This window comes from Streptomyces sp. WMMC1477 (assembly GCF_027460245.1).
Taxonomy (GTDB): Bacteria; Actinomycetota; Actinomycetes; order Streptomycetales; family Streptomycetaceae; genus Streptomyces.
Map to the genome: position 1 here is coordinate 312,491 of NZ_JAPZBD010000003.1, position 16,843 is coordinate 329,333.

The window sequence follows — 16,843 nt, forward strand, 5'->3', positions numbered from 1 at the left end:
GGCTCCGCCCGACAGGAGGTCGGCCCGCCAGGGGCGTCAGCCCTTCGGGCCCGCGCCCGGACGGACGGCGAGCAGCCGCTCCCGCCAGATGCGGACGGCGGGGACGCGGGCCTCGGCGGCCCGGACCGCCGAGGCGGCGGACGCCCGGCCCTCCCCCGCGGCCGTCAGCAGGCGCAGTGCCGGGGCCAGGCGGGGCCGGGCCAGCAGATAGCGCTGGTTGGTGACGGTCTCGGGACGCCAGTGGCGCTTGTAGGGCTCGGTGCCGCGCAGCAGGCTGAGGACCCGCCGTCCCTTCTCCGTCACGTTCCGGGTGTCGTGGCGCAGCAGCATGGAGGTGATGTCCACCTTGCGCTCGCGCAGCTCGGGATCGGCACCGTAGAGGTATCCCCCGGCGAGCTCGCCGGACATCAGGGTGATGTCGACCGCGACGACGCGGCCGTCGAGCCGGAACTCGGTGACCACCGCGTCGCCCGAGGCCACCATGGCGGTGCCCGCCCGCGCGAGGTGCGCGGCGAATCGGGGCCGCAGGTGCTCGGGCGTCGCTCCGCGCCCGCTCCACTGCCGTGCGTGCAGCCGCAGCAGGGTGGCGACGGCCTCGGGCACCTCGGCGGCGGGGACGTCGCGCTCCCGGATGTCCAGGGCGTCCAGCTTCCGCAGCTTCGCACGGAACCGGCTCGCTGCGCGCCGTGAGAGGCGGCCGAGCAGCTCCTCCAGTCCGACGCCGGGCAGTTCCAGGCAGACGGAGTCGCACAGCCTGCTGCGCGGTCCCGGCCAGCGGCGGAAGAGTGTCTCGGCGGTGCCGCCGGGCCGCACCTCGCGCAGGTCGACGACCGCGCGCGCGGCGGCCTGGTGCAGGGCGCGCAGCAGCGCCGTCCGGGCCTGCGGGCACTCGGCGTCGAGGAGGACGTCGAAGAAGTCCGAGATGCCGGCGCCGAGCGGGACGAGCACGGGCAGGGGCCGGTACTCCAGCATCAAAGGCGCCGCCCCGACGAGCCGTTCGCCCTGGTGGACGAGCAGGACGCGCAGCCGCCCTGGGCGGCCGTAGCCGAGCCACCACGAGTGCAGCCAGGCGTGGGTCTGGAAGGGGGTCGCCGCAGGGCTGTTGCGGTGGAGCGCGTCCCACCGCGGGCGGAGGGCCGCGAACTCGGCGGGGTCCCGGCAGACGGCGGTGGTCAGCGGTGCGGCGATCTGCTGTGTGCTCATCGGACGGTGCCCCTGTCCCGCCGCACCGGCTCGCCCGGGTGTGGTGCGTCGTTCGCGGCCGGGTGCTGGGCGTCCCGCGGCCGGACGAGGAGGATCAGCGCGCCGACGAGCGCGCCCCCGGCCAGGCCGACCCCCGCGGACAGCGGTGCGGAGGGGGACGTGGGCCCGCCGGGTGGCAGCGCGTCGGCGAACCGGACCAGTTCGACGCCGGTGCGCTTGGCCGACGCGTTGCCCTCCGCGGTGAGCGCGCGGACGACCGCGTTGGCACGGTCGGCGGCGGCGCGGGCGCTGGTCGCGGTGCCGGTGACCTCGATCATGGGCGCGTCGGGCGAGGTGGCGGCGCGGACGCTGTCCCGCAGCGTCCGCACGGGGATGCCGGCCTCCTTCTGGGCCGTGGCGAGCACGGCGCCGCCGCCCGCGACCCGGCCGTAGGCCTGGGCGTAGCCCCGCGCGGAGGCCGGGTCGACGCCCTGGCCGGGGACGACGACGACATAGCCGCTGGCCTCGTACTGGGGGGCGCTCAGGGTGCCCCAGGCTCCGCCGCCGAGCAGGCCGAGGAGCGCGCACACGGCCAGGGGCCACCAGCGGGGCGGGCGGGGGCGCCGGGCGAGGACGCGCCGGGCGAGCCGGACGGCGCGGACGAACGGCCTGAGGGCGCGGTCCCGCAGCCGCGGGGGTTCGTCCGGCGACCCGGCGGGCCGGGCGCGGTCGGCTTCCGAGGGGCCGGTCTCGGTGCCGGTGCCGGTGCCGTCGGCCGTGTCGGGCCGCCCTGGCACGGTGCCGGGCGCGTGGTCGGTGTCGGGTGCGGGCACGGTCTCGGGTGCGGGCGCGGTGTCGAGCGCGGTGTCGGGCATGCCGGTTCACCTCGGTGCTGGGGCGGGCGGACAGGACGCGGGCTGGGACGGGGGGCGGGCGGCGCGCTGGGGCCGGGACGTACGGCGGAGGACCGCTTCGTAGACGGCCGTCAGCCGCTCGGCGCCGCGTGCGACGTCGTAGCGCCGGACGGCGGCGGGCACCGGCTGCCGGGGCGGGTTCGCCGCCCGCAGGGCGCGCAGTTCGGCGACGAGTTCGGGCACGCCGGGGCCGATCCGCCGGGCACCGGGTGCGGCGGTGGCGGGCAGTTCGTCGACGGCCGGGCAGGTGACGTGGCGGACGGGCAGCCCGGCGGCGAGCGCCTCCAGGACGGCGAGGCCGAAGGCCTCCTCCCGGGAGGGGGAGGCGAAGACGTCCATCGCTGCCAGGAGGGCGGGCAGGCCCGGTTCCGTTCCGGCGCCGTCGGCGACGGCTCCGTCCCGCTCGCCGGTCGCCACCACCCGGTCGGCGACGCCCAGTTCCCGGGCCAGCCGCCACAGGGCCGGGCGCTCGGGGCCGTCCCCCACGAGCAGCAGCCGCGCCTGGGGCACGGCGGCCAGGGCGCGCAGCAGAACGTCGAAGCGCTTGTCGGGCACGAGCCGTCCGACACCGCCGACGACGAACGCGTCCTGGGGCAGCCCCAGCAGGGCCCTGGCGCGGCGCCGGGCGGCGGGCTGGAAGCGGAAGCGGGCGGGCTCGATGCCGTTGGGGATGAGCTCGATCCGCGACGCGGGCACGCCCCACTCCCGCAGCCGGCGCGCCACGGTGGCGGAGACGGCGACGGTGGCACCGCCGAGGCGCTCGCTGGCGAGGTAGAGAGCGCGGGCGGAGGGGGTCAGGGGCCGGCCCTCGATGCGGGCTGCGCCCAGGGAGTGTTCGGTGGCGACGACGGCGCGCACCCCGGCCATGCGGGCGGCCGTCCTGCCGTAGACGCAGGCGCGGTAGAGGTGGGTGTGGACGAGGTCGTAGCCGCCGTCGCGGACGAGGCGCGCGAGGCGGGGCAGGGCGCCGAGGTCGCGGTTGCCCGCCATGCCGAGGTGGGCGACCCGGTGGCCGTCCCGGCGGATGCCCTCGGCGACGGCGCCGGGGTTGGTGAGGGTGACGACGTCGCCGCCCATGGGCAGATGGCGCAGGAGGAGCCGGAGTTGCTGCTCGGCTCCGCCGACGCCGAGCCCGGTGATCACGTGCAGGACTCTCATCGCGGTGCCCCGGGGAGCGGGGTGCGGCGCAGGGGGTGCAGCAGCCGCTTGGCGTGCAGCCGCAGCGCCGTGTCGCGGGCGCCGACGTGGGCGCGCGGCAGGGCGTGCGGCCCGCTGTGGTGACCCGGGTCGACGGCGCACCCGTAGGCGTACCCGGCGGCGCGGACGGAGGCGACCGCTCGGTCGTCCACGGTGCCGTAGGGGTAGCAGAACCCGGCCGGGGGCGTGCCGAGGAGCTCGTGGAGGAGCTCGCGGCTGCGGTGGGTCTCCTCGTGCAGCACGGCGTCGCCCACGGTGGTGAGGCGTTCGTGGTGGAGGCCGTGGGAGCCGATCTCCATCCCGGCGGCGGCGACGGCCCGGATGCCGTCGGCGTCCAGGAGCGGCTTGCGCGGGCCGCGGACGTCCCAGGCGTTGTCGCCGCCGAGCCGTCCGGGCAGGACGAAGACGGTGGCGGTGCAGGCGTGGCGGCGCAGCAGCGGGAGGGCGTGGTCGAGGAAGTCCGCGTAGCCGTCGTCGAAGGTGAGGCCGACGAGCCCGTCGGCCTCACCGGCCGCGTGGGCGCGCAGCAGTTCGCCGACGCTCACGCCGGTCAGGCCGCGGCGGCCGAGCCACGCGAGCTGGCGCTCCAGCCGGGCGGGCGGGACGGTGACGGCGTAGGGGTCCTCGGTGGTGTCGGCCACCGAGTGGTACATCAGGATCCAGGGGGTGCGCCGGCGGTGCGGGCGGCCGCGCGGCCCGGGTACCGGGGCGGGAGCGCCCGTGGGGACGCGGACCGGCTCCGGGACGTGGGGCGCGGCGCCTGCGGGTGCGGGCGCGGCTGCCGGGTCGGCGGACATCACTGCCTCCTTCGGGACGTGGTGCGGGACGAGTGGTTCGAGGTGCCGGGTGCGGCCGCGCGTTCCCCGGGGTCGTCGGCCCGGCCCCGGGCGGTCCGGTCCGGGGTGGTCCGGTCCGGGGTGGTCCGGTCCGGGGTGGTCCGGCCCCGGCCGATCCGGTGCCGGGCTGCGGCGACGAGCTGGGGGATCTCGGGGGCGCGCAGGGCGAGCGCCGCGCCGGTGAAGACGGCGAGCACGACCGCTCCGCCGGCCGCGGCGGCGGCCAGGGGGTGCGGACACGCGGCGGCGACGGCCCACCCGGCCAGGGCGGCCAGGGCCGCGGCGGCGAGCAGGCGGGCGAGGCCGCCGACGGTACGGCGCACGGCGATCGGGACGACGCGGGTGCCGAGGCCGTGCAGCAGCAGACCCGCGGTGAGGGTGATCCCGGCGGCGTTGGCCGCGGCGATGCCGTGCACGCCCAGCTGCTCGGCGGCGAGGGCGCCGCCGACCGCGGTGACGCCCAGTCCGGCGGCCATGGCGGTGGCCGGGTACCAGGTGGGCCGGGCGGTGGAGAAGAACGGCCGGACGAGGGCGCCGGCGAGGCTGTGGCCGAGGAGTCCGAGCGCGTACACGCGCATCACGGAGGCCGTCGCGCCGGTGTCGGCCGGGCCGAAGGCGCCACGCTGGAAGAGCAGTTCGATGATCTGCGGGGCGCAGGCGAGGACGTAGGCGGAGCCGAGCAGCACGACGGCGGCGGCGAGGTGGAGGTCGCGTTCGACACGCCGGACGGCGCGGCCTTGGGCGCCGTCGGCCAGGGCGCGGGCGACGACGGGGAAGGTGACGGTGCAGATCATCAGCGAGAGCACCATCGGCATCTGGGCGACCTTCTGCGCGTAGTTGAGGTGCGAGATGGCCCCGGCGGGCAGCCCGGAGGCGAGGTGGCGTTCGACGAGGACCTGCGACTGGCGCCCGAGACAGCACACGACGACGGGGGCGAGCAGCCCGAACCCCAGCAGCGCCTGCCGTGCCCCGCGCCGCCGCGCGCGGGGGCGGCGCTCCCGGGGGCGGCGGGGCCGGGCGGCACGCGGCAGTCGGCGCAGGACGAAGGGGAGTTGGACGAGGGCCATCAGGGCCCCGCCGAGGGCGACGCCGAGGGCCGCGGCGCGGACGCCGAGCCACGCGTGGCACAGGATGACGACGGCGATGATGGCCAGGTTGTAGACGGCGTAGATGGCGGCGGGCGGGGCGAAGCAGCGGTGGGCGCGCAGAGCGGCGCTGAGGTATCCGGCGAGGCCGAAGGCGAGCACGGTCAGGGCGGTGAGCCGGGTGCAGTCCACCGCGAGGCCGGGGTCGTCGAGCCCGGGGGCGAGGGCGTGGACGAGGGCGGGCGCGGCGACGAAGAGGAGCGCGGTGGCGGCGAGCAGGGCGAGGCAGAGCCTGGGCAGCGTGCCGGCTACCAGCTCCCGCACGGGGTCGGCCGCGCCCGGGCCGGGCTCGCCGGCCGCGGGCTCGCCGGCCGCGGGGGCACCGTCCGGCGGCGCGTCGGCGGCGGGCGCGGCGGCGGGTCCGGCGGCGGCACGGCGGGCCAGGGCCAGGCTGAAGGCGGGGACGAGGAGCAGGGCCATGGCGTCCTCGATGAGGAGGGTGGCCGCGAGCTCGGGCAGGGTCCAGGCGACGAGGAAGGCGTCGGTGCCGCTGCCCGCGCCGAAGAGGTGGGCGATGGTCTGGTCGCGGACGAGGCCGAGGAGCGCCCCGGCGGCGGTGAGGAGGGCGGTGAGGGCGGCGGCCCGGGCCAGGAACCGGCCGAGCCCGGTGTCGGGGGCCGCGGGCTCGTCCGGCGGCCGGGGGTGCCGCGGCCGGGTGGCGGTCAGGCCGGTCACCGGGCCGGCTCCGCCCGGGGGTGCGCGAGGGCCGGCGTCGGCTGCCGGGGGCCGAGGGCCCACCAGGCGGCGAGGCCGAGGACGAGGCCCGTCAGCGGGGTGGAGGGGCCGCCGATGTCGGCGTAGAGGAAGTCCACGAGCTGCCAGCAGAGCAGTCCGGCGGCGGCGAGCCCGAGGTCGCGGGGCGCACGCGAAGCTCGGGTGCCCGGGGCCCCGGTGCGGGCGGCGCGCAGCCGGCGCAGGGTGCAGACGGCGAGCGCGGCCCAGCTTCCGCCGAGGGTGAGCAGGCCGATCAGGCCCTGTTCGCTGAGGACGAGGAGGTACATGTTGTGCGGGGAGAGCAGCGGTTGGCGCTGGAACGCGCTGCCGGCCCCGGCGGTGTCGCCGCCGGAGGAGAGGGCGAGGGGGGCGTGCGTGTCGCGATGGTCCGGGAAGCCCTTGGGCCCGACTCCGGTCAGGGGGGCCTCGCGCCAGATGCCGAGGGCGGCGCCCCACAGGGCGTACCGGTCGGTGACCGACTGGTCGGGGGCGTCGCCGACGCGGGTGATGCTGCCGAGCCGCTCGCCGATCGCCTGGGTGCCCACGCCGAGCCCGCCGACGAGGACGACGGCGGCGCAGAGGACGGCGGCCAGGGTCCGCAGGGCGAGCCGGGCTCCGGCCAGGAGCAGCACGCCGGCGCAGGCGAGGGCGGTGGCGATCCAGGAGCCGCGGCTGAAGGAGAGGGCCAGCGGGATCAGGAGGAGGGCGGCGCAGCCGAGAGCGGCGGGGCGCAGCCACCGGGGGGCGCGGGCGGGCGGGGCGAGCCCGGCGGCGAGGGCGACGACGACGCCGTAGGAGACGGCGGTGGACATGCCCATCACGTCGAGGGCCCCGAAGGTGCCGACGGCCCGGATGTCCTGGCCCTGGTAGGAGGCGCCGGTGGCGGTGGCGTACTGGTGGACGCCGACGGCTCCCTGGACGAGGGCGAGCAGGACGACCGCCGCGGCCGCGAGCCGGGCGTCGCGCCGGTCGCGCAGCAGCAGGACCACGGCGGCCGGGACCAGGACGAACACCTCCAGATGGCGGACGAGGCCGGGCAGGCTCGCGGCCGGGTCGTGGGAGGTGACGGCGGCGAGGGTGACGCCGGCGGCGGGTGCGGCCAGGACGAGGGCGGCGCGGCCGGAGAGCGGCCGGGCGCGCTCCCGCAGCAGCCGGACGGCGCACCACAGCACGAGGACGGCGCAGCCCGCGTCGGCGGCCGTGGGACCGGAGCCGGAGCCGGGCGGCAGGCACAGGAGGAGCACGACGCCCGCGACCGCGAGCCCGGGGCCGTGGCGGAGGAGCCGCCGGGGCCCGGGTGGTGCGGGCACGGCGGCCGCCCCGGCGGCGTGGGCCTCCGGCGGCCGGGGAGGGGCGGTCGTCGCCGTGGCCACCCTCAGCTCCCCCCGTGCCGGAAGAGGGAGGTGGCGGTGCGCGCCATGATCCGCACGTCCTGCCACAGGGACCAGCTGGCGATGTAGTGGTTGTCGAAGCGGGCGCGGTCCTCGATGGAGGTGTCGCCGCGCAGGCCGTGCACCTGGGCGAGGCCGGTGAGCCCGGCGGGCATCCGGTGACGGCGGCTGTAGCCGGGGTAGGTGTCGCTGAACTTGGCGACGAAGTAAGGGCGTTCGGGCCGGGGCCCGACCAGGCTCATGTCCCCGCGCAGGACGTTCCACAGCTGCGGAAGCTCGTCCAGGGAGGTGCGGCGCAGCAGCCGGCCGACTCCGCTCATGCGCCCGTCCTCGGCGACGCTCCACCGGGTGGCGGACTCGTAGGCGTCGGCCGGGCGCAGGGTGCGGAACTTGAGGAGGGTGAAGGGGCGCCCGTGAAGGCCGACACGCTCCTGCCGGAAGAGGATGCCGGGGCCGTCGGCCAGGCGCACGGCCGTGGCGCAGGCCAGCAGCACGGGGGCGGCCAGGACGAGGGCCGGTGCGGCGAGGGCGAGGTCGAGGGCGCGCTTGAGGGCGGCGGCGGCACGCCCGCTGGGGGGCGGGTCCAGCCGGCGGCAGGCGAAGCCCCACAGGTGGGTGGCGGGTCCGCGGACGGTCCCGGGGCTGTGGCCGGGGTCGCGGGGTTCGGCGTCGGCGAGCCAGAGGCCGCAGCCGTGCTCGGTGAGCAGCCGCGCGACGCGGGCGGCGTCCCGGTCGGTGTCGGGGTGCCGGGTGAGGACGGCCTCCCGGACGGCGTTCTTGGCGACGGCCCGGCCGATGTCCTCACCCGACTCCAGGACGGGAAGCGCCGTCTCGGAGCGCGGGGGGCCGTCGTGGGACGGCGGACCGACCGGCACGAGCCCGACGGGACGCAGCCCGTACCGGGGCTGGGCGTGCAGCGCGGCGGCGAGCCGCGTTCCGGCCGCGAGGCCGCCGACGAGGAGCGTGGAGCGGGGACGCAGCCGGGCGGCGCGGCGGCGCAGGGCGAGGACGGCGCCCCGGCCGGCGCAGGCCAGCAGGACGTGCCCGGCGACGAGTGCGGCGAGGCCGGACAGGGGCAGGGCCCGGCCGGGGCTGACGCCCGCCCAGGCGGCGGCGGACAGGCCCCAGGCGGCGGCGGTGCGCCACAGCAGGGCGGGCAGGACGTCGGTGGCCGCGGAGGGGAGCGCGGGGCGGTAGAGCCCTCCCCGGGTGTGGAGGAGGAGCGTCAGCGCGAGCGCCGGGGCGAACACGCCGGCGGCCTCCACGACCGGTGCGCCGTGGAGCGTGTGGACCGTCGCGGTCCCGGTGGCGGCCAGGCAGTCGGCCGTTGCCAGGGGAAGGTCGTGACGGCGGGGCCGCCGCCGTGTGGACCGCGGTTCCCGGCGGGCCGGGTGCGGGGCCGGGCGGGGCGGGGGGAAGACGGTGCGGGTCTCCCGTTCCACCGCCGTCGTGGGCGCGGCGCCTGCCGCGTCGGTGCTCTCCGTGGTCATCGTTCTCCGTGGTCGCCTTCCCCGTGGTGACCGGGTCGCCGCGCGGTCATGACTCGACCCGCTCGACGGTCCGTTCGGTGGGCCGTTCACTGGGTCGTCCTGCAGGTCGTCCTGTGGGCCGTTCGGCCGTCCGCCCGGCGACCGGCTCGGGGCCGGGCCCGGTGGCCGGCTCGCCGGTGCCGCGCAGCACCGCCCGGTAGAGGTCGGTGACGGCGGCGGCCGTACGCCGCACGTCGTGGTGGTCGCGGACGTGCTCCAGGGCCCGGTCGGCCGCCGCGGCGCGTCGGCGCGGGTCGGCGAGCAGCCGGGTCAGCGCGCGGGCGAGGGCGGGCGGGTCCCGGGGCGGGACCAGGCAGGGGTGGTGCAGCGCGGCGGGGAGGCTCTCGCGGGCGCCGGTGACGTCCGTGAGGACGACGGGGCGTCCCGAGGCCATGGCCTCCAGCGGGGCGAGGGCCATGCCCTCCCAGCGCGAGGGAAGGACGACGAGGTCGGCGGCCCGGTACCAGGGCACCGGGTCGGCCGCGGCGCCCGCGAGGAGGACCTGACCGGGTGCGCCGCCGGAGAGTGCGCGCAGGAGGTGGGCGCGGTCGGGGCCGTCGCCGACGAGGACGAGATGGGCCTCGGGGCAGCGGGCCCGCACGTGGGTCCAGGCGCGCAGCAGGAGGTCCTGGCCCTTCTGGGCGCACAGCCGGGCGACGCAGACGACGAGCGGCGCGTCGGTCGGCACGCCGTCGAGGGCGGGCAGGGTGCGGCGGGCGTGCCGCTTCTCGTCGGCGGTCGCGGGGCGGAAGCGCTCCAGGTCCACTCCGTTGGGCAGCACGCTCCAGCGTGCGGGGATCCCGGCGGCGGCGCCGCGGTACCGCTCGGCGTCGCTCACGCACACCACCCGGGTGGCCCAGCGGGCGGCGGTGCGCTCCCAGGAGCGGGCCAGCCGGGCCGGGGCGCCCTCGACGGCGTCGAAGGACCAGGCGTGGGGCTGGTAGAGCGTGGGGAGGCCGCCGCGCAGGGCCAGCCGGGCCGCGAGTCCGGCCTTGGCGCTGTGGGCGTGGACGAGGTCGGGCCGCAGGCGGCGCAACAGCCGCGCGAGGCGGAGGGTCTCGGCCGGGAGGGCGGGGCCGGGGGCGCGGGACGCCGGCCAGGCGTGGACCTCGGCCCCCGCCGCGGCCGCCGCCCGGCCGAGCGTCCCGCAACCGGGCCCACCGGCCGTCTCGCCGAGCGCGTCGGCGGGCTCCGTCCCGGACACCGTGTCGGGCACCGCGCCGGGAGCACCGTCGGCCGGACAGGCGACGTGGACGCGCAGTCCCGCGGCGGTCTGGGTGTGGACGAGGTCGGTGACGACGCGGGCGACGCCCCCCTCGACGGGCTGGGCGACGTGAACCACCGTCATCTGGTGCGGCGGACGGTCGTGGTGTGGCACGGGCGGTCCTCCCCCGGCGTCGATGTGCGGTGCGGTTGGTGGCGCCCGCGGCCGTCCGTGCCGGTGGTTGTGGTGGGTGTCCGGTTCCGGGCCGGTCGGGCGGCGGCGGCCCGGACAGCACCTTGACAGACAACGTCGGGAAATCTGATGAGACGCGCTGATATGCCGCAGCAGGGAAACCTGTTCATCCGATGGACGCATGAGCAGGCCGCGCGCCTTCGTGGCAGCGCTCCCGGACCATGGCTCCGCACGGCGCATCGCGGCCGCCCCAACGGGTGACGGCGCGTATCCCCGGACTCCCCGCGTCGTTGAGCGGGTTGCCCATGCAGTGCTGTGCACAAAGGAGATAAAGATGAAGCACGTCGTCAAGGCCACGACGCTGGCCGCGGCGGGTTGCGCGCTGATCGTCGGCGGCGCGGGCTCCGCGCTGGCCCACGGGGGTCCGTCGGGCGCCAGCGCCGAGGGCGCTGCCGTGAACTCCCCCGGCGTCCTCAGCGGCAACGTCGTGCAGGTGCCGATCGCCATTCCGGTCAACGTCTGCGGCAACACCGTGAACGTCATCGGTCTGCTGAACCCGACGTTCGGGAACACCTGCATCAACAAGTGACCCGGCTCGGCCCCTAGCGGTCTGGTCGAGCCGCCGTCAGCGGCTCCCGCGGTCCGTGAGCGCCCCGCGCGCTCACGGACCGCGGCCGGTTGAGGGCCCCGGCCGGGGGAAGCGTCGCGGGCACGTCGCCGGACCCGCCGTGCGGCGGGGCGCCCCGTCAGTCTCTGGCCCGGCTGGGCTGCACCCGCTTGGGCTCCCCCGGCATCTTCGGGTGGTCGGGCGGGTAGGGCAGGTCCCCGAGCGCGTGCTCCCGCTCGTCGCGGTCGGCCAGTTCCAGCAGCCCGTCCAGCGCGAAGGCGTGGTCCTCCATGTCACCGTGCACGTCCCCGAGGTCCCGGAAGCGTGCCGGCATGGTGGCCAGGTCGAAGTCCTCGGGGTGGGCGTCCTCCAGCTCGTCCCAGCGCAGCGGCGCCGACACCCGCGCCCTCGGGTGGGGGCGGACGGAGTAGGCGGCGGCGATGGTGCGGTCACGGGCGGTCTGGTTGTAGTCCACGAAGATCCGCTCGCCGCGCTCCTCCTTCCACCAGGCCGAGGTGATGCGCCCGGGGTCGGCGCGCTCCAGCGCCCGGGCGACGGCGATCGCGGCGCGGCGCACCTGGGTGAAGGTCCAGCGGGGTTCGATGGGGACGAAGACGTGCAGCCCCCGTCCGCCGGAGGTCTTCGGCCAGCCGCGCAGCCCGAGCCCGTCCAGCAGTTCCTCCAGGCGCCGCGCCGCCCGGCAGGCGTCCCGGTAGTCGGTGCCGGGCTGCGGGTCGAGGTCGATGCGCAGTTCGTCGGGGTGCTCCGCGTCGCCACGCCGGACCGGCCAGGGGTGGAAGGACAGCGTGCCGAGGTTGGCGGCCCAGATCACGGCCGCCACCTCGGTCGGGCAGATCTCGTCCGCGTGCCGTCCGCTGGGGAAGGTGATGCGCTCGGTGGGAATCCACTCGGGCAGCCCCCTGGGCGCCCGCTTCTGGTAGAAGAACTCCCCCGTTACGCCGTCCGGGTGGCGCTGGAGGGTGGTCGGGCGGTCCCGCAGGGCGCGGAGGATGCCCGGCCCCACCGCGAGGTAGTACTCGGCCACGTCCCGCTTGGTGAACCCCCGCTCGGGGAAGTACACCTTGTCCGGGTTCGAGAGCCGTACGGCCCGCCCGTCCACGTCCAGCTCCACCGCCTGACCCATGCCGTCACGCTAGACCGCCCGGTCCGGCTCCGCCTTTCGGCGAGCGTCCGCGGGCCGGGCGGCGGACAATCGCGGCATGGATCTGCCCGTGATGCCTCCCGTGAAGCCCATGCTCGCGAAGTCGGCGGCGCGGATTCCGCCGGGGATGCACTACGAGGCGAAGTGGGACGGCTACCGGGCGATCGTCTTCCGCGACGGCGACGAGGTCGAGCTCGGCAGCCGCTCGACGAACTCGCTGACCCGCTACTTCCCCGAACTGGTCGACGCGCTGCGGGCCAACCTGCCCGCCCGGTGCGTGCTCGACGGCGAGATCGTCGTCGCCCGCGAGGGGCGGCTCGACTTCGACGCGCTCCAGCAGCGCATCCACCCCGCCGCGTCCCGGGTGCGGCTGCTCGCCGGCACCACTCCCGCGAGCTTCGTGGCCTTCGACGTACTCGCACTGGACGACGTCTCCCTGCTGGAGGCTCCGCTCACGCAGCGGCGCGAGGCGCTCCGTGAGGCGCTGCGGGACGCCGCCCCGCCGGTGCATCTGGCGCCCGCGACCCGGGACGTCGCCGTCGCCCGCGAGTGGTTCGACCGGTTCGAGGGCGCCGGGCTCGACGGCGTCATCGCCAAGCGGCTCACGCTGCCCTACCGCCCGGACCAGCGGCTCATGGTGAAGATCAAGCACGAGCGCACGGCGGACTGTGTGGTGGCGGGTTTCCGCGAGCACAAGAGCGGCCCGGTGGTGGGCTCGCTGCTGCTCGGCCTGTACGACGACACGGGCCGACTCCAGCACGTCGGCGTGTGCGGGGCCTTCCCGATGCGGCGGCGCCGGGAGCTGGTGGAGGAGCTGGCGCCGCTGAGGATGGCGGGCGCCGAGGGCCACCCGTGGGCGGCGTGGCAGAACGAGGAGGCCCAGGCGACGGGGCGGCTGCCGGGCGGGCAGAGCCGCTGGAGCGGCGGCAAGGACCTGTCGTGGGTGCCGCTGCGGCCGGAGCGGGTGTGCGAGGTGGCCTACGACCACATGCAGAGCGGCCGCTTCCGGCACACCGCCCAGTTCCGGCGCTGGCGGGACGACAAGCCGCCCCGGGAGTGCACCTACGCGCAGCTGGACGAGGTGGTGGGCTACGACCTGGCCGAGGTGCTGAGCGGGTGACCCGTCCGCGAGGCCGTGGACCGGGTCAGCGCGTCAGACGGTGTGGCAGTGGCCGGTGCCGGCGGTCTCGGCGGGCAGGTCGAGCGCAGGGTTGCGGTCGAAGAAGCCCGTGGGACGCAGGGTGAAACCGGTGCTGTCCACGGGCATGACCGGCCAGTCCTCCAGCCGGGGCAGATGGGTGGGCCCGAAGGTGTGCCAGAGGGTGAGCTCGGTGTTCTCCAGCGGCTCGTCGGCCCGGGCCCAGGCCCCCACCCCCGCCCCTCCGGGGTGCTGGTTGGGGTGGTCGCCGTCGGGGTAGCGCCGCTCGGGCCGGTGCCGGGTCACCCACAGGTGCCGCGTGGCGTACTCCACCCGCCGGGCGACCGGCGACGCGGGGTCGGCCAGCAGCGGCGGGCCGGGGCGCGGCACGAGGGTGTAGGCGACGGGGCTGCCCATCCGGTTGAACCGGGCGGGGTTGACGACGCGCCAGGTGCGGCCCACGGCCGGGTCGGCGAAGCGGCCGCCGTCGGCCCCGGAGGTGATCGGGGTGGCCCGGGCGGTGAAGGCGTTGCCGTTCGGGTTGTCCTCGCCGAGGGGGATGCGGACGGCGTCGACCTCCTCGACGGTGTTGCCCGGGCCGTCCACGGCGGCGTCGAGCCGGGCGCAGAACAGGTGCTGGTGGTAGGGGGCCTGGAGGCCGGGAGCGACCTCGGTGGCGTGCGGGGTGCTCTGGCCCGGCTCGCTCGCCGAGGTCTGGACGATGCCGGTGGACTTGGCCTCGAAGGCGAGGGTGCCGTCCTGGTAGAGGTACCAGTAGAAGCCGTAGTCGTAGTTGCCGAGCGTGGTGATGTAGGAGATCACCAGCCGACGCGAGCGGCGGCTGACGACGGAGGTCTCGCCGGTCTCGTCGAAGATGTTGGTGTGCTTCCACAGCAGGCCGGTGTCCTCCTCGTGGAGGCAGACGGCGTTGTGGAGGGTCTCGGGGTGGCCCTCGTCGTCGCTGAGGACGGCGTCGAGGTAGCGGATCTCGCCCAGGCAGTCGCAGCCGAGGCGCAGGGAGTTGGCGTTGCGGCCGAGCAGGTACTCCCCCGCGTCGAGGTAGCACACCCAGTTGCGGGCCGGGTCCGGTTCGGCGTAGGGCACGGCCATCTCCGCCAGGGAGGCCCGGTGCAGGACCGGCCGCAGCCGACCGCCGTCGTGGAAGCCGAGCTGGTGGAGGACGAGGCCCTCGCGGGCGTTGAAGTCCAGCCGGAGGTCCCAGTTCTGCCAGGTGAGGTGGTGGCCGTCGAGGGTGAAGGAGGGCCCCTCGGGCTGGGTGATCCGCAGCGGCCTGAGATCGGTGCGGGGCGGCCCGGTATGGGCCGGGTCGTAGGTGCCGCACTCGGCGGGCACCGGCACGGGCCCGGTGTCGACGAGCCGCAGGACCCGCCGCTCGGTGAGATCGACGTCGGCGACGAGCCCGGCCACGGGGTGGGCGAACGGGTTGTCGGCCGCGTCGCAGCGCAGGAAGGTGAGCGAGCGCAGCATGCGGCGCCCGGTCTCCTCGTCGCGGCCGAAGTGGCCCGCGGCGAGCGGGGTGGCGATGGCGCGTCCGATCGCCGCGTCGTCGATGCCGCGGTCGGCCATGGCCTTGCGCCAGCCGGTGTCGGCCTTGACGATCGCGTCGCAGAGTTCGTACTCCTCGAAGAGGATGGGCGGATGCCCGTCCTCTTCGGCGTCCAGTTCCCGCCAGGCGACGAGCGTGCGGGAGCCGAGGTCGACGAGGGCCTCGGCCGCCCGGCCGGTGGCGCGGTCCAGCAGCGTGACGCGGACCCGGCGCACGACCGGGTCGCCGGGGCGGTGGGCCGTGACCGTGTGCCGCTCCGGTTCGTCCAGCAGGACGAGCGGGAAGCGGGTCGTGCCGGTGACCTTCCCGGCCTCGGCGAGGACGGCGCGGGCGTCGCTGATCTCCTCGGCCGTGAGCGGTTCCAGGGGATGGCGGACCATGGTGGCGGCTCTCCTACTCGGCGGGCACGTTCAGGGCATGTTCAGGACGGGTTCGGGGGCTCGTTCGCGGACGTGCCGGCGGGCTCGCCCGGGGCGGGCGCCGGGGAAGGGGCCTCCTGGGCCGCCTCCTCCAGCCGGAAGGCCTCGTTGCCCAGCCCGATCCGGGCGTAGCGGGCGGGGCGGGCGGAGCGCAGGTAGAGGCCGACGGCAACGCCGGCCAGGGCGGCGGCCAGGATGAGGCCGGGCAGGACCCAGCGCAGGGCGGAGGAGGGGTCGGCGCCGAGAAGGACGTCGAAGTCGACGACGGCGTAGCCGAAGATGACGGTGAGTCCGAGGGCGGCGAGCCCCGAGCAGGCCAGCCGTACGCCCTGGGTTGCGGCGGCGCCGCGGCGGACGAAGAAGGCGATGACGGCGACGGAGGTCGCGGCCATCAGCGCGATGACGCCGAGCGCTCCGACGTTGCCCATCCAGGTGAACAGCCGCAGCACCGGCGTCGTCGGATCGCCGTGGCCGCCGCCGTCAAAGAGCGCGAAGGCCAGGACGACGACGAGCGCGACGCCCGTCTGGAGCAGGGAGCCGATGGCCGGCGCGCCGGTGCCCTTCGAGGCCCGGCCCACGGCGGCGGGCAGCAGGCCTTCGCGTCCCATGGCGAAGGCGTAGCGGGCGACGACGTTGTGGAAGGCGAGCATGCAGGCGAAGATGCCGGTCAGGAAGAGGACGTGCAGCGCGTCGGTGAAGGCTCCGCCGAGCCGGGGTTCGGCCAGGCCGAAGAGCAGCCCCGCGCTCTGCTCCCGCGCCGCGCCGACGATGTGGTCCGGGCCGGTGGCGACGCTCATGAGCCAGGACGTCAGGGCGAAGAAGACGGCGACGGAGCCGACGGCGAGGAACATCACGCGGCGTACGACGGTCTGCGGCCGGTGGGTCTCCTCCGCGTAGACCGGGGCCTGTTCGAAGCCGAGGAACGCGGCGACGGTGAAGCACAGGGCGGTGCCGAGCCCGGCCCCGGTGAGGGCGCCCGGGTCGAAGGACGCGAGGGACAGGCCCTGGGGGCCGGGTTCGGCGGCGAAGGCGAGGTCCAGGACAACCACGAGCGCGACCTCGACGAGCAGCAGGGAGCCGAGCACCTTGGCGTTGAGGTCCACCTTGAGGGCGCCGAGGACGCCGGTGACGGCGATGCCCAGCAGGGCGACCAGCCACCAGTCGACCTGGACGGACAGGTACTCGTCGAGCAGCAGGGAGGCCTCGAACCCGAGGAGCCCGTAGACGCCGACCTGGAGGGCGTTGTAGGCGGCGAGCGCGACGTAGGACGCCCCCGCCCCGACGGTTCCGCCCAGGCCGCGGGCTATGTAGGCGTAGAAGGCGCCGGCGTTGTGCACGTGCCGGCTCATCTCGGCGTATCCGACCCCGAACAGCGCCATGACGGCGCCGAGGACGACGAACAGCAGCGGCTGGGCGGTGATGCCCATGACGGCGTAGGTGGTGGGCATGAGACCGGCCACCACCATGAGGGGCGCGGTGGCGGCCAGGACGGACAGGAGCAGCCCCGCCGTCCCGAGCCGGCCGGCGCGCAGGGCGCGGTCCTGTCCCATGTAGGTGTTGATCTCGTCCGGTCGTGCGCTGCTGCCCGTCAGCATGACGGTTCCTCTCCTGCGGTTCGGGGGCTCAGAGGGCGGCGGAGTCGAAGG

The 16,843-nt window shown here is 76.6% G+C and carries 13 protein-coding genes; 2 read left to right on the forward strand and 11 right to left on the reverse strand.

Going from position 1 to position 16,843, the window contains the following annotated elements:
* Positions 1 to 36: 36 nt before the first annotated feature.
* Genes O7609_RS01860 through O7609_RS01895 form a run of 8 tightly spaced genes read right to left on the reverse strand, consistent with a single transcriptional unit; the run spans position 37 to position 10,256 of the window.
* On the reverse strand, positions 37 to 1,203 hold the full coding sequence (locus O7609_RS01860; RefSeq protein ID WP_269733155.1) for a GNAT family N-acetyltransferase: 1,167 nt from the start codon (positions 1,201 to 1,203) through the stop codon (positions 37 to 39).
* Positions 1,200 to 2,057: a hypothetical protein gene (locus O7609_RS01865; protein WP_269742976.1), complete on the reverse strand. Its 858-nt coding sequence runs from the start codon at positions 2,055 to 2,057 to the stop codon at positions 1,200 to 1,202. The genes O7609_RS01860 and O7609_RS01865 overlap by 4 nt, the downstream gene beginning before the upstream one ends.
* 6 nt (positions 2,058 to 2,063) lie before the next feature.
* A complete protein-coding gene (locus tag O7609_RS01870) occupies positions 2,064 to 3,254 on the reverse strand; it encodes a glycosyltransferase (RefSeq protein ID WP_269733157.1) in 1,191 nt (396 codons plus the stop codon).
* Positions 3,251 to 4,090 carry a polysaccharide deacetylase family protein gene (locus tag O7609_RS01875; protein WP_443072016.1) on the reverse strand — a complete coding sequence of 280 codons (840 nt, stop codon included), beginning with the start codon at positions 4,088 to 4,090 and terminating at the stop codon, positions 3,251 to 3,253. Before O7609_RS01875 ends, O7609_RS01870 begins: the two co-directional genes overlap by 4 nt.
* A complete protein-coding gene (locus O7609_RS01880) occupies positions 4,090 to 5,949 on the reverse strand; it encodes a lipid II flippase MurJ (RefSeq protein WP_443072017.1) in 1,860 nt (619 codons plus the stop codon). Before O7609_RS01880 ends, O7609_RS01875 begins: the two co-directional genes overlap by 1 nt.
* Positions 5,946 to 7,367 carry an O-antigen ligase family protein gene (locus O7609_RS01885; RefSeq protein WP_269736975.1) on the reverse strand — a complete coding sequence of 474 codons (1,422 nt, stop codon included), beginning with the start codon at positions 7,365 to 7,367 and terminating at the stop codon, positions 5,946 to 5,948. The genes O7609_RS01880 and O7609_RS01885 overlap by 4 nt, the downstream gene beginning before the upstream one ends.
* Positions 7,364 to 8,869 carry an exopolysaccharide biosynthesis polyprenyl glycosylphosphotransferase gene (locus O7609_RS01890; RefSeq protein WP_269733158.1) on the reverse strand — a complete coding sequence of 502 codons (1,506 nt, stop codon included), beginning with the start codon at positions 8,867 to 8,869 and terminating at the stop codon, positions 7,364 to 7,366. The genes O7609_RS01885 and O7609_RS01890 overlap by 4 nt, the downstream gene beginning before the upstream one ends.
* 46 nt (positions 8,870 to 8,915) lie before the next feature.
* On the reverse strand, positions 8,916 to 10,256 hold the full coding sequence (locus O7609_RS01895; protein ID WP_269744298.1) for a glycosyltransferase: 1,341 nt from the start codon (positions 10,254 to 10,256) through the stop codon (positions 8,916 to 8,918).
* 382 nt (positions 10,257 to 10,638) lie between these two features.
* Here O7609_RS01895 and O7609_RS01900 point away from each other — a divergent pair, with 382 nt between their 5' ends.
* Positions 10,639 to 10,893, forward strand: a complete 255-nt coding sequence (locus O7609_RS01900) for a chaplin (RefSeq protein ID WP_269733159.1) — start codon at positions 10,639 to 10,641, stop codon at positions 10,891 to 10,893.
* 157 nt (positions 10,894 to 11,050) lie between these two features.
* Here the strand turns inward: O7609_RS01900 and ligD are convergent, their stop codons facing one another.
* Complete coding sequence (gene ligD / locus O7609_RS01905) at positions 11,051 to 12,055, reverse strand: non-homologous end-joining DNA ligase (protein ID WP_269733160.1); 1,005 nt, start codon at positions 12,053 to 12,055, stop codon at positions 11,051 to 11,053.
* A gap of 76 nt (positions 12,056 to 12,131) precedes the next feature.
* Between ligD and O7609_RS01910 the strand changes: the two genes are divergently transcribed.
* Positions 12,132 to 13,193, forward strand: coding sequence for an ATP-dependent DNA ligase (locus O7609_RS01910; RefSeq protein ID WP_269733161.1), 1,062 nt, complete (start codon positions 12,132 to 12,134; stop codon positions 13,191 to 13,193).
* 33 nt (positions 13,194 to 13,226) lie between these two features.
* On the opposite strand, the gene O7609_RS01915 is transcribed toward O7609_RS01910, so the two are convergent.
* Together O7609_RS01915 and O7609_RS01920 are read right to left on the reverse strand one after the other, a co-directional pair.
* A complete protein-coding gene (locus O7609_RS01915) occupies positions 13,227 to 15,158 on the reverse strand; it encodes a primary-amine oxidase (protein WP_269742977.1) in 1,932 nt (643 codons plus the stop codon).
* 41 nt (positions 15,159 to 15,199) lie between these two features.
* Positions 15,200 to 16,792: an APC family permease gene (locus tag O7609_RS01920; protein ID WP_269742978.1), complete on the reverse strand. Its 1,593-nt coding sequence runs from the start codon at positions 16,790 to 16,792 to the stop codon at positions 15,200 to 15,202.
* Between the last annotated feature and the right edge of the window lie 51 nt (positions 16,793 to 16,843).